Annotated in this window: 11 protein-coding genes; 9 read left to right on the plus strand and 2 right to left on the minus strand. The window is 33.7% G+C overall.

Translation table 11 applies throughout. From position 1 onward, the window contains the following. Position 1 precedes the first annotated feature (1 nt). Positions 2–682 carry an NUDIX hydrolase gene (locus KO521_RS14945; RefSeq protein WP_354668211.1) on the minus strand — a complete coding sequence of 227 codons (681 nt, stop codon included), beginning with the start codon at positions 680–682 and terminating at the stop codon, positions 2–4. 395 nt (positions 683–1077) lie between these two features. Between KO521_RS14945 and KO521_RS14950 the strand changes: the two genes are divergently transcribed. From KO521_RS14950 to KO521_RS14990, 9 genes are all read left to right on the plus strand, one after another. Then, entirely contained in the window at positions 1078–2085 is a 1008-nt protein-coding gene (locus KO521_RS14950) for an NAD-dependent epimerase/dehydratase family protein (protein WP_215940682.1), read from the plus strand. Continuing rightward, the gene (locus KO521_RS14955; RefSeq protein ID WP_215940683.1) at positions 2082–3392 is read left to right on the plus strand and encodes an NAD(P)/FAD-dependent oxidoreductase; all 1311 of its coding nucleotides are present in this window, start codon (positions 2082–2084) and stop codon (positions 3390–3392) included. Before KO521_RS14950 ends, KO521_RS14955 begins: the two co-directional genes overlap by 4 nt. 25 nt (positions 3393–3417) lie before the next feature. Further along, entirely contained in the window at positions 3418–4383 is a 966-nt protein-coding gene (locus KO521_RS14960) for a polysaccharide deacetylase family protein (protein ID WP_215940684.1), read from the plus strand. Between the two features lie 190 nt (positions 4384–4573). Next, positions 4574–5653: a glycosyltransferase family 2 protein gene (locus KO521_RS14965; protein ID WP_215940685.1), complete on the plus strand. Its 1080-nt coding sequence runs from the start codon at positions 4574–4576 to the stop codon at positions 5651–5653. Continuing rightward, entirely contained in the window at positions 5650–6984 is a 1335-nt protein-coding gene (locus tag KO521_RS14970) for a glycosyltransferase family 39 protein (RefSeq protein ID WP_215940686.1), read from the plus strand. Before KO521_RS14965 ends, KO521_RS14970 begins: the two co-directional genes overlap by 4 nt. 132 nt (positions 6985–7116) lie before the next feature. After that, on the plus strand, positions 7117–8526 hold the full coding sequence (locus KO521_RS14975; protein WP_215940687.1) for an MBOAT family O-acyltransferase: 1410 nt from the start codon (positions 7117–7119) through the stop codon (positions 8524–8526). A gap of 3 nt (positions 8527–8529) precedes the next feature. Further along, complete coding sequence (locus tag KO521_RS14980) at positions 8530–9474, plus strand: hypothetical protein (RefSeq protein ID WP_215940688.1); 945 nt, start codon at positions 8530–8532, stop codon at positions 9472–9474. 169 nt (positions 9475–9643) lie between these two features. After that, the gene (locus KO521_RS14985) at positions 9644–11092 is read left to right on the plus strand and encodes an MBOAT family O-acyltransferase (protein WP_215940689.1); all 1449 of its coding nucleotides are present in this window, start codon (positions 9644–9646) and stop codon (positions 11090–11092) included. Positions 11093–11409: 317 nt separating this feature from the next. Beyond that, a complete protein-coding gene (locus tag KO521_RS14990; RefSeq protein WP_215940690.1) occupies positions 11410–12039 on the plus strand; it encodes a hypothetical protein in 630 nt (209 codons plus the stop codon). Positions 12040–12099: 60 nt separating this feature from the next. Here KO521_RS14990 and KO521_RS14995 read toward each other — a convergent pair. Beyond that, positions 12100–13001, minus strand: a 902-nt coding sequence (locus KO521_RS14995; RefSeq protein ID WP_215940691.1) for a heparin lyase I family protein, incomplete at its 5' end; no start/stop codon positions are given.

Here is a 13001-nt window from a genome sequence, read left to right on the forward strand (position 1 = left end):
CTTAAATTGTAAAGTTTTTTGTTTTATTGTATTTTTTCTCATTAAAACGGTATAAAAAGGCGCCCTTTTTAGATTCAGACATGTCTTTTTCATCCAATTTGATTAAAAAATCCATCGTAGCAAGTTTCTTTCTAAAATTACGCTTATCCATTTCCTCCTGAAAAATACCTTCATATAGCTTTTGTAGTTGGGGCAAGGTAAACTTATCAGGAAGAAGGTTAAAGACTATGGGGAAAGTACGTACTCTTCTCTGAAGCCTTCTTATGGCAGACTCTACCATTTCTTTGTGATCAAAAATCAAATCCGGTAGCTCATCTATAGGAAACCATTTGGCACGAAATTCCTCAATAAGTTCCTTATTGTACTTGTCTTTAAGTATCAATGCGCTATAAGTTGTAGACACTACACGTTCATATGGATCACGTTTGGCCTTGCCAAAAGTACGGACCTGCTCCATATAAACATCTTCTAGACCTGATAGATCTTTCAAAACCCTATTCGCCGCATCATCTAAATCCTCGTGATTTCCAACAAACCCGCCCATAAGAGACCACCTATCTTTTTCCGGCTCAAAACCTCTATGTACAAGCAAAACTTCTAACCTATTATCATTGAATCCAAAAATGATACAATCTACAGCAAGAGTAATTTGTTGTATATCCTTATATGTTCTATCCATCATAAATCTAGCTATCGTTAAAGGTTACGTCAAAAATACGTAAAGATTCCGGGTATAAGTGTATCCATAACATTTTCCGATATTTCTATTGACAATATCAACAATTGCCTTCTTTCATCGTCCTGAAACGACAAAAAATAGCACAAAATAGCACAAAACCATTTTATAAAATAGGAACATGATAACAATTTCACTGAATCGGTTTCGAAAACCTTAAAATGAACGGTTTTTCATTGATTTTTTACCAAAAGCGAACTGTAAACTCTGTCCATCTCCAAATTTTCGACATGAGTCCGTTTTTTCTCTATGAAACACCCTCTACCTATTTTAAGGAACTGTTTTTATGCGGTATATTGTGACCCCATACCAAAGCATACATTTTAATCAAACCTAACCATATGATTACTGAAAGTAAAAAAATTCTAATTACCGGAGTTGCAGGCTTTTTAGGCTCCAATTTTTTAGTTAAAACTTTAAATGAGGGACACCGAATTGTTGGAATAGACAATTTATCAATGGGATCCCTTGACAATATTCAAGAGAGCCTTGACCACCAAAATTTTAAATTTATAAATGGTGATGTTTTAGATGAATCACTAATTGAACGACTAGATGATGACTTTGATGTTATCGTTCATTTAGCGGCCTTTAAAATACCAAGATACGGCAATGCAGTTGACACCTTAAAAATCAACTCCAAAGGAAGCGAAAACATGCTTGAACTTGCCAAAAAACTGAAATGCAAATTTGTCTTAGCATCAACTTCCGATGTATATGGCATGAGCCCGGATATTCCTTTTAAGGAGGACGGAAACTGTCTTATAGGTGATTCAAAAGTACCGCGTTGGGCGTATGCCGTTTCAAAATTGTTTGATGAACATTTAGCGTTAGCTTATATGGAAGATTTTGATTTTCCTGTGGTAATACTTAGGTTCTTTGGTTCTTACGGACCAAATCAAAATTTGTCTTGGTGGGGAGGCCCACAATCCGTGTTCATAGATTGTATATTGAACAACAAAGAAATTCCTATTCATGGCGATGGACAGCAAACTAGAACCTTTACTTTTGTTAACGATACTGTAGAGGGTATTTACGCTGCCACAACAAAACCTGAAGCAAACGGAGAAATCTTTAATATTGGAGCGAATGAAGAAATTACAATTCTTGAGCTTGCTACTTTACTTAAAGAAATCTCTGACGAACCTACAACTTCACAAGTAAAACTGATTCCTTATAACGAAATTTCTGCTGGAAGAAAATATCAAGACGTCATGAGACGCGTACCGGACAACACCAAAGCTGAACGTATTTTGGGTATAAAAGCACAAACTTCTCTTAAAGAAGGCCTGCGAATTACGTTTAATTGGCAGAAAAAGGTTACTTCAGAAAAATTAGAGGTATCATGAAAATAGGCATCGTGGGAGGCGGTTTCATGGGATTAACATTATCCCATGAAATTGCAAAAACCAATGCCAGCGTAAAAGTTTTTGAAAGTGCTGCCCATATGGGCGGTTTATCAACACATAAAGATTACGGTCCTTTTGTTTGGGATAGATTTTATCACGTAATCTTACCTACCGATAATTATTTAATAGGCCTAATCGAAGATTTAGACCTTGGTGATGAGTTGTGCTGGAGAAGATCTTATACGGGGTATTATGTTCAGAAAAAATTCTACTCAATTAGCAGCTCAAAAGAGTTTCTACTTTTTCCGGCTCTAAATTTGTGGGACAAAGGGATGCTGGCTTTTACTATTTTCTATGGTTCCAAAATAAAAGATTGGAAAAAATTAGAGAAAATCACTGTAAAAGATTGGTTAATTAAAATGGGAGGAAGAGCCACTTATGAAAAATTTTGGTCTCCGTTACTTTTAGCCAAATTAGGTGAAAATCACGAGAAGGTTTCTGCCGTATTCATATGGACATATATAAAGCGACTTTTTCAAGCCAGAAGTTCAGCTGCTCAGAAGGAGCATATGGGCTACTTAAAAGGTGGGTATAAGACCTTTTTTGACACATTACAAAGTAACTTGAGCAAGAAAGGTTCAGAGATAGCTCTTAATAGTGCCGTGCAAAGTGTTAAAGCTAATCCTGAGGGCGGTATTACTATAATATGTAATGACAAAGAAGAATATTTTGACAAGGTTATTTTCACCTCGCCTTTAAATGTACTTAATAAGGTCGCAAACCAAAGTCTATTTGAATCCTCTAAACCCACTGCTCCAGTAGAATATCTTGGAGTTATTTGTTTAGTAATGATAACCAAAAAGTCTTTAACACCTTATTACGTGCTTAACATCGCCGATAAAGAAATTCCGTTTACCGGTGTAATAGGAATGAGTTCCCTAGTTGATTTAGACCAGACAGCTAATGAGCATTTAACTTATTTTCCAAAATATGTTAGTGCAAATGACGCTTATTGGCAAAAATCCGATGAAGAACTGACTTCATTATTTTTAGAAGGCGTATCAAAGCTTTATCCTGATTTTGACGAAAACGATATTGTTTCTACCCATTTACACAAGGCGCTTAAAGTTCAGCCACTTCAAGTTTTGAATTATTCAGAAACAATTCCTGATGTGCAAACCAAGCATAAGGATTTTTACATCCTGAACACGTCTCAATTTGTAAACGACACGCTAAACAACAATTCTGTCGTAAACCATGTGCAAAAATTCATGACCAAGTTTAAGACAGAATCTAATTTACACTAATACATACAATACCTAACCGAATCGTATGAGCAAGCCAAACTTAAGCCTTTCACTAGATATGGACAACCAGTGGTCTTACATGAAGATACACGGTGAAGAAGGATGGGAAGATTACCCTTCTTATCTAGATATTTTTGTGCCACACGTCCTTCAAGTATTAAAAGAACTGGACCTAAAAATTACATTTTTCATTGTTGGGCAAGATGCCACATTTGAAAAAAACCACCAGTATCTAAGACAAATTGCAGACGCCGGTCACGATATTGCAAATCATTCCTTTAAACATGAAACATGGCTTCATCTCTATTCTAAGGATGAGATGAAAGCCGAAATTGATTCTGCGCACGATATCATTCATGAAGTCACAGGAAAAGCCCCAAGCGGGTTTAGAGGACCTGGTTTCAGTTGGAGCGGGACTTTACTGGAAGTATTAGCCGAAAAAGGATATAAATACGATGCATCTACCTTACCAACGGTAATAGGCCCACTAGCTAGACTATACTACTTTAGTACTTCTAACCTCACAAAAGAGGAAAAAGAAGATAGAAAAGAAATCTTTGGTAAATTTTCCGATGGATTCAAAAAACTGAAACCCTATTTCTGGAAAACCAATAAAAATCAAAAGTTGCTAGAATTGCCCGTAACAACAATGCCGGTGTTTAGGATACCTTTTCACCTTAGTTATCTTATCTATATTAGCAATATCTCACCTCTTTTAATGATGCTATATCTAAATATTGCCATATTTTTATGCAAGGTAACTAAGACAGAGCCTAGCTTTTTATTACATCCTTTAGATTTAATTGGAGGAGATCAAATAACCAGTTTAGCTTTTTTCCCAGGAATGAATGTTTCTAGTGAAAGAAAAGTATTTCTATTTAAAAAAGTGATGAGAAAATTGGGCAAACACTTTACTTTAACGGATATGAACGGTCATGTAGATGATATTTACGACAAAAAGGGCTTAAAAACAGTGCAAGTGCCAAGCTAATAATTAGAAAAATAACATTTCTCCCCCTTTTATAATGAATAGTAGAGATTTAACGTATGGATGCGTCTCTTTGACGGTATCTGTAGGTATCCACTCCTTATTTTTATAATTTTGAAATAATTTACTCGTAGACAGTACAAAGAGTTTAAATACTTTAAATCAATAGCTTATACCAAAACAAAATACCAATATGCCAACCTTATCTGACAAGATTGATACAAAAAAGCCCCTTGTTACTATTATTTTGCCCGCATACAATGAGGAAGCGATACTTGAAAAAAATGTATCCCTCCTTTATGATTATTTAAGCACATTAGACAATTTATACAACTGGGAGGTCTTAATCATAAATGACGGCAGTACGGATAGCACTAAAACAATTGCGGATTCTTTGGCTGATACAAAAAACAATCTGCGTTCATATCACCATATCGTAAACAGAAATTTAGGCACAGCTTTAAGGACAGGTTTTAAGCATAGTAAGGGCAAATATGTTATTGTTTTAGATATTGACATGAGCTACTCACCAGACCATATAGAAAAGCTTTTATCAAAACTAGTGAGTGCCCAAGCTGATATGGTTATTGCTTCTCCCTACATGAAAGGTGGAAAGAACACGGCTGTACCTCGCTTAAGATTATTATTGAGTAAAACCGTAAATTATATGATGCGTAAATCATCGCGATTGAATATTTACACATTTACGGGTATGGTGAGAGCATATAAAGGCAATTTCATACGATCTCTAAACACCAAATCAAGTACTTTTGATATCAATTCTGAAATCATACTAAAAGCGTACATTTTAAGAGCTAGGGTTATTGAAATACCCGCTCATCTAGACTGGTCAGAGCAAATAAAATTGGGAAAAATACGTACATCAAGTTTACGTATCGTCAAAGGCATATTTAATGGATTAGCTAACAGCTTTATGTTTAGGCCTTACATGTTCTTTTGGATTTTAGGCTTAGTTATTTTTATACTATCAATATATATTATTATTTGGATTTTTATCAATACTTATAGCGCATATCCAATGACCGCTGAACTAGCACAAGGTTTTGAAGACCGTTTTTCCCTGGCCGTATCCGAAGTATTTAGGCAACGACCTTACTCGTTTATCGTTGGTGGTACTACAATGATTATTTCTCTTCAATTATTAGGACTAGGTTTTATATCATTGCAGAAGAAACGTTATTTTGATGAACTATTTCATTTAAATTCCGCTATTTTAAAAGCAACAAAAAAGAAGGGAAAGTCTACAAAATGAAAAAACTTAACGCTATAAAAAAAAGTTCATTCTTAGCTATAATCCCACTATTTATATTACTATGTATTGTAATTATATCTAGACCTTCCACTCATTCAACAAATGTTATAGGAGATGAAAGCCAATTTTACAAACATGCATATAACATTACACAAGGATATTATGTAGACACCGTAAATCCCAATATTCTTGATGGCCCAGGATACCCCATATACCTATCTATTCCAATCGCTTTAGATATTCCATTTGTATTAATTAGAGCATCAAATATCATTTTACTCTCTTTCGCTGCCTTTTATCTTCTTTTAATATTGCGGAGATATATTCCTAAGAAACCTGCAATAACGCTAGCATATTTATTTGGTTTATATCCCCCATTGTTAAGGTGGGCAAACTTAATGTATGCAGAATCGCTTATGCTTCTATTACTTATTGCGTTCTCCTATCACTTCATTAAATGGTATAACAAAGAAGGTAACCATAAAACACATTTGTTATTGGCTATGTTCCTCTTAGGCTATTTAGCTCTAACAAAAATTATTTTTGCCTATGTAATCATTGTGTTCCTTATAATAACTTTATTAATTAGGATTTTTCCTAAGGCTTATAAGGCATTCAATTCAAAAGGCCTCACACTTATCATGGTGGGAGCTTTAGCCGTATTTAGCCCATACGTTATTCATAATTACAAATTAACCGGTAAATTCTTTTATTTAGGAACTCATGGAGGAATTACTTTATATTCCAGATCTACCCCTTTTGAAGGTGAATTCGGAAACTGGCTCTCCGAACGTTATGTTTTGAAAGGCGATGTTCCAACAGGTAGAGATAGGGTTATGGCAAACATGGACCAACTTAAAAAAAATCATTATAAGCTTTTTAAAAGTATCGACTCCCTATCTTGGATCAAAAAAGATAGCGTATTAAGTGGCAAGGCCATCGATAACATGAAAAAGCATCCCGGTAAATACATGAAAAATACTATTGCTAATATTTCTCGTATTTTTTTTCATTTTCCGTTTTCTTATAGAATGCAAAATCTTGACACCCTCGGTTATTTATTACCCAACATATTTATTTTTGTACTTGCATTGTTCGGCATATACCCTGCTTTGGTTAGATTCAAAACTATTCCTCCAGAACTGAAAATCCTAATGCTATTCAGCCTGATATATTTAGGAGGACAAATTTTACTGGACGGACGGGGACGATATTTAATACCTCTTGTACCTATCTGGATATTATTTTATTCTTTTGTATATTTTAGAATACTGAACATTAAAATAAATAGTCTAGAAAAAATAAAATCTCCCAAATCTTATAATTTATAACAATCTTATTTAGTGATTATATTTTATTCAGTAAAATAACATCCTTCATTTTATAAAATAAAAGTTAATATTGCGCTTTATTTATTCTAAAAAACATAATTCATCCTTCACCATAAAGTCTGACATAGAAAAATGTTATTTAACTCCATAGATTTCGCTATTTTTCTCCCAATAGTATTTGCTATCTACTGGGGTGTTTTCAATAATAATCTGAAGCTCCAAAACATAGTTCTACTAATTGCCAGTTATGTTTTTTACGGCTGGTGGGACTGGAGGTTTCTATCTTTAATAATATTCAGTTCACTGGTCGATTTCTATGTTGCCAAGAATTTAGAAAAAAATAGTAACCCTAAAACAAGAAGACGTTTGCTGTATTTAAGCATCTTTGTCAATCTTGGCTTCTTGGGCTTTTTTAAATATTATAACTTCTTTGCGGAAAGCTTTATAAATGCTTTTAGTTTTTTCGGGCAAGATATTTCCTTTCAAAGCGTACGCATAATTTTACCTGTAGGAATTAGTTTTTACACCTTTCAAACCCTAAGTTATAGTATTGATGTTTACAAAAGAAAATTAAAACCGTCACAAGATATTATTGTTTTCTTTACATTTGTCAGCTTTTTTCCGCAATTAGTGGCTGGTCCTATTGAGAGAGCCACTAATCTATTGCCTCAATTTACCTCAAAAAGAAAGTTCACACATGCAGCCTTATCCCATGGTTTCAAACTTATGATTTGGGGATTCTTCCTTAAGGTCGTAGTGGCAGATAGAGCTTCAATTTATGTAAACGCAGTATATAATAATATTGAAAGTCATGAGGGTCTTAGTTTTTTAGCTGCAACATTTTTATTTGCATTTCAAATTTACGGTGATTTTGCGGGCTACTCACTAATTGCCATTGGTACTGCAAAACTATTTGGCTTTGACTTAATGACCAATTTCAACAGGCCGTATTTCTCTTCTTCGGTAAGTGAGTTCTGGACACGCTGGCACATATCACTTTCAACTTGGTTCAGAGATTATTTATATATTCCATTAGGTGGAAATAGAGCAACAAAGCCTAGATGGCTTTTTAATTTATTTATCACTTTTCTAGTAAGTGGCTTATGGCATGGTGCCAATTGGACTTTTGTTGTATGGGGAGCATTAAATGGGGTATATCTAATTTTTGAAGTTTTACTTTTTAAGCAGAGGAAGAAAAATGTCTTAAATATTATAACTACGTTTATTTTAATATATTTTGCTTGGATTTTTTTTAGGGCAAATTCTATTCAAGATGCCTTTTATATTATCAAAACCATCACTACAAATTTAGGAGATTTATATATAGGCAGAGGACCTGACAAAACAGCTCCTATTTATGCAGCATTGGCCATTTTATCACTTCTAGTTGTAGAAATAAAAAAAGAATATTTTGATTCATTATTTTCTATTTCTAAACATAAAAATGAATATGTGCGAATGGCTGCATATGCAACCCTCATATTTGTTATCCTATATTTAGGGGTCTTCGATGATGGACAATTTATATACTTTCAATTTTAGAAAATGCAAAATAAAACTGTTTACACAGCGTTGAAGGCCTTTAAATTTTTGGTAATCTTTGTAATTGCAGATTTCTTATTCGGCACCGTTGCCAAACAACTTTACTTTGGACAAGAAACTGGTAAACAAGCCAGAATAACTTATTCATTAAAACAAGTTGACACCGATATTCTAATACTTGGTAGCTCTCATGCCAATAAACATTTTGTTCCAAATGTATTTGAACAGAACCTCAACAAAACATGTTACAACGCAGGTGTTCAAGGTCAAGGGGTTCTTTTTCAAGATGCCCTGGTAAAAATGATACTACAAGAGAGAAAACCGGAACTTATTATACTAAATATAGATGATATTTGGCTTTATGAGAATAATAGTAATTACGATAGACTTTCAGACCTTCATCCATACTATTGGGATTACAGAGATGTTTTAAAGCCAATATTAGGTTTAAAATCAAAAATTCCGGATTTCAAATTAATATTTAAATCATATCAATACAATTCAACATTAGTGCATGCTATAAAGTACTTAGTCTCACCGCAAAAAGATTTTGAGGGATATATACCTCTTAAGGGAGTAATTAAACCTCAAATACAAAAGGGTTTAGAAAAACGGAATGAATCAACTGAAACACCTACACTGGATCCTAACTTTATTTCTGCTTATAAATCCTTTATAGCTACTTGCAAAATAAATAACGTTAATCTACTATTTGTGGTATCCCCTTGGTATGAACAAAATGACCTTTCAAACAACAAGTCAATGCACTTGCTTAAAAAAATTGCAAAATCAGAGAATGTTCCTATTTTAAATTTATATAACGATAAAAGGTTCTTAAATCAGGATAAATTATTTAATGACACATCTCACCTAAATGACACAGGGGCCCATTTATTCTCTGAAATAGTAGCTAAATATGCTAAATCTAATACTTTTGATACCAAGTGAGAACCCAAATTACAGATAAGCTAAGCAAGCTTAAAAATTATTAATTTATATACTGCCTCAAAATACTAATTACGAAAAATAGTCGAATGCATTATAAAATATGTGTTAATATTGCCATTTTATTTAAAATTAAAAATAACCTTTCCCCAATTAAGACTAATTTAAGACAATGCTATTCAATTCTATAGATTTTGCAGTATTCCTTCCAATAGTTTTTTTACTCTATTGGTTTGTCACTAATGATAATTTAAAATTGCAAAATCTTTTGATTGTGTTGGCCAGCTATCTGTTTTATGGCTGGTGGGACTGGCGATTTCTATCATTAATTTTGTTTAGCACAGTGGTAGATTATACAATTGGAAAAAGTCTTTACAGAGAGAACAATTTACATAGACGAAAATTATTGTTATGGACTAGCATTTGTGTAAATCTCGGTTTTCTCGGTTTCTTTAAGTACTATAACTTCTTTCTTGATAATTTCATCTCTGCCTTTTCATTTTTCGGTTATAAAATAAATGGAAATACTTTAAATATAATCCTGCCTGTTGGGATTAGTTTCTACACGTTTCAAACGCTGAGCTATACCATAGATATATATAGAAATAAATTAAAACCTTCTGATAATTTCATAGCCTTCAGTGCCTTTGTAAGCTTTTTTCCCCAACTTGTAGCCGGACCTATAGAGCGTGCTACTCACCTATTGCCCCAATTTAATCGAAAACGAACATTTGACTACGCCATAGCGGTAGACGGCTTACGACAAATCCTATGGGGGTTTTTCAAAAAAATCGTGATTGCTGACAATTGTGCAGAATATGCAAATCAAATCTTTAATAATTCTGCAGAGCTTTCTGGAAGTACATTAGTCGTTGGAGCTATTTTCTTTACATTTCAGATATACGGTGATTTCTCAGGATATTCAGATATTGCAATAGGCACCTCTCGTTTATTCGGTTTTGATTTAATGCAAAACTTTAACTTTCCTTATTTCTCTAGAGACATGGCGGAGTTTTGGAGGCGTTGGCACATATCACTCTCAACATGGTTTAGAGATTACTTGTACATCCCTCTGGGCGGAAGTCGTGGGGGCACGTTAATGAAAATACAGAATACTTTTATAATTTTTATAGTAAGTGGATTTTGGCACGGTGCAAATTGGACCTTTATTGCGTGGGGAGCCTTAAATGCATTATACTTTTTACCTTTATTACTATCCAAAAACAATAGAAGAAACTTAGACACTGTTGCAGAAGGACGGTTCTTACCAAACATTAAGGAGTTATGTCAAATCCTCACAACTTTTTTACTAACCGTTTTTGCATGGATTTTTTTTCGAGCTGAAAATATCAGCCATGCATATCATTATATAAAAGAAATTTTATCTCTCTCATTTTTTGAAATACCAAAATTTGATCATATGAGTAGAGCATTTTTGGTATGCCTAATGATTTTATTCTTTATTTCTATAGAGTGGCTTGGCAGAACTAATCAATATGCCCTAGAAAAAATTGGCTTTAAATGGAATAAAAATTTACGAATTTTATTTTATTTTGGAATAATACTGCTAATTTTCTTATTCTCTGGCAGTGAGCAAGAATTCATTTACTTTCAATTTTAATTATGAAACACTTTCTAAGAAAAACAGGCAGCATAGCTATCATCTTTATTTTAGGCCTTTTGTGTTTTATATTGGTTGTCCATTTAGTAGTTAGAGTTACAGCTTCATTTGAACTCCCCAAAAACACGGAATTTTTGATTATAGGTCATTCTCATCCTACATTTGCATATAATGATAAACTCATTGAGAATACCGTAAACCTATCTAGTTCTGCCGAAAGCTATTTCTACAACTATCAAAAATTAAAAGAAGTTTTACCAAAAAATAATATTAAGGCTGTTTTCATAGAGTACACCAATAACCAAATAATCCAAAAAATGGATGACTGGATTTGGGGGTATGAAAAACTGAATCAATTTTTGCCATGGCACAGTTCTTTTATGAATAATGAAGACTTAAAGTTCTTGCTTAAAAAAAATAATAGCGATTTTATAAGAGTTATTTCAACCTCTACGCTTAAAAACTTTAAAAGGATACTAACTTTTGATTATTCAATAGGAAAAAAGTTTGGCGGTTATAAAAAAATGGAAAGAACTAGTACTGCAGAAGAGTTAAGGAAAGAGGCTTTACATAATCCTGAAATAAAAGATAGTATAGGGATATCAGATAATAATATTGAGTATTTACAAAAAATGGTTGACTACTGCTCACAAAGAAATGTAAATGTCTATTTTATTAGAAGCCCTCAACATCAATACTACGTTAGAAGTAATGAGCGCCAATTAATGGCTATTAAGATTGATAAGTTCAAGAATATCGATTTGTTGGACTTTGACCGCTTTCCGTTAAAAGCAAAATACTTTGCCGATGCTGGACATTTAAATGCCTCAGGAGCAACAATATTTTCCAATTGGTTTAATGGTTTACTTCAAAAAGGCCTTTTAACGCAAAAGAGCAAAGAAGATTTTGTAAAAAAAGAATTAGAAACAGTTAAGAAAATTAAGTAATATCCTTATAAAAATATCGCAATTAATTAGGTCTATATGTGATAGATTTTATTAATGGAATTAATCTGGCCTTACAAGAGAATAAGAATCCTTTCCGTAGTCGTAATCCCCTGGCTGTCTAGTAATCGTACGCAATGTACCCAGGGATGTATTTAGCTCACTAACACCTGTTGCGGCAGATGCTTCCACGTAATTTTTTTCTTGCCATCGCCACTTATATATTCCTATTTTCCAATATCCCCCGTATGGGCGTTCCCTATAAACCGTTCTTTCATTCTCATCATAAACCTTAACTCCGTTGATCCAGACTTGGTAGCGTCCAGAATTTTCATCTCCCCAAACCATGTGAATAACTACTTTAATAGTTTGTCCGGCCCTTGGAACAATCCCGGTTGAAGCATATTTACTACTACCTGTAGTAATTGCATTATTCTGTACATATAATTCTCCTTTTGAACCTCCAGTACCACCGTAATTCGCTGGTCCTATTTGAAGATTAGTCATTGGGAAGTTTGGATAACTAAAACTACCATGCGTCTGCCAAAATATCCATGGTTGTTGGTCCACTTTATAATCACTCTCAAACTTATAATCAAAACCCCACCATTGTTCGGTTCCAGAAGAATAATTTACATCAGAAGGATGTTCTCTTATTTCCGCTCTATAATTATAATCCCCACAATCAGATGGGGCTGTAGGTGTAGTTGGATTCACTTTAAAACGCAAGCGATTACCTGATTTTGTAACCATTCGCGAATTACAATGGCTGCTGATAAAAAGTTCATGATTACTAAAAAAACGATCATTTGGAACACTTATATTTCCCCAGCACCATACTTTTGAACCCTTCTTACTAGCATCACCGCTTCCTGTACTACAGGGTAAATTCCCAGCTGTAGTGACATTAATACTTATAGATGAGGTGTTAGTAAGACCTTCCACATCCGTAACCGTCAGCTCAA

The sequence above is a fragment of the Zobellia uliginosa genome (genome assembly GCF_018860745.1).
Classification (GTDB): domain Bacteria; phylum Bacteroidota; class Bacteroidia; order Flavobacteriales; family Flavobacteriaceae; genus Zobellia; species Zobellia uliginosa_B.

What these genes read in the sequence shown, in the direction of transcription:
- KO521_RS14945 (WP_354668211.1), bottom strand. Translation starts at nt 682, where the DNA reads ATGATGGATAGAACATATAAGGATATACAACAAATTACTCTTGCTGTA.
- KO521_RS14950 (WP_215940682.1), top strand. Translation starts at nt 1,078, where the DNA reads ATGATTACTGAAAGTAAAAAAATTCTAATTACCGGAGTTGCAGGCTTT.
- KO521_RS14955 (WP_215940683.1), top strand. Translation starts at nt 2,082, where the DNA reads ATGAAAATAGGCATCGTGGGAGGCGGTTTCATGGGATTAACATTATCC.
- KO521_RS14960 (WP_215940684.1), top strand. Translation starts at nt 3,418, where the DNA reads ATGAGCAAGCCAAACTTAAGCCTTTCACTAGATATGGACAACCAGTGG.
- KO521_RS14965 (WP_215940685.1), top strand. Translation starts at nt 4,574, where the DNA reads ATGCCAACCTTATCTGACAAGATTGATACAAAAAAGCCCCTTGTTACT.
- KO521_RS14970 (WP_215940686.1), top strand. Translation starts at nt 5,650, where the DNA reads ATGAAAAAACTTAACGCTATAAAAAAAAGTTCATTCTTAGCTATAATC.
- KO521_RS14975 (WP_215940687.1), top strand. Translation starts at nt 7,117, where the DNA reads ATGTTATTTAACTCCATAGATTTCGCTATTTTTCTCCCAATAGTATTT.
- KO521_RS14980 (WP_215940688.1), top strand. Translation starts at nt 8,530, where the DNA reads ATGCAAAATAAAACTGTTTACACAGCGTTGAAGGCCTTTAAATTTTTG.
- KO521_RS14985 (WP_215940689.1), top strand. Translation starts at nt 9,644, where the DNA reads ATGCTATTCAATTCTATAGATTTTGCAGTATTCCTTCCAATAGTTTTT.
- KO521_RS14990 (WP_215940690.1), top strand. Translation starts at nt 11,410, where the DNA reads ATGGATGACTGGATTTGGGGGTATGAAAAACTGAATCAATTTTTGCCA.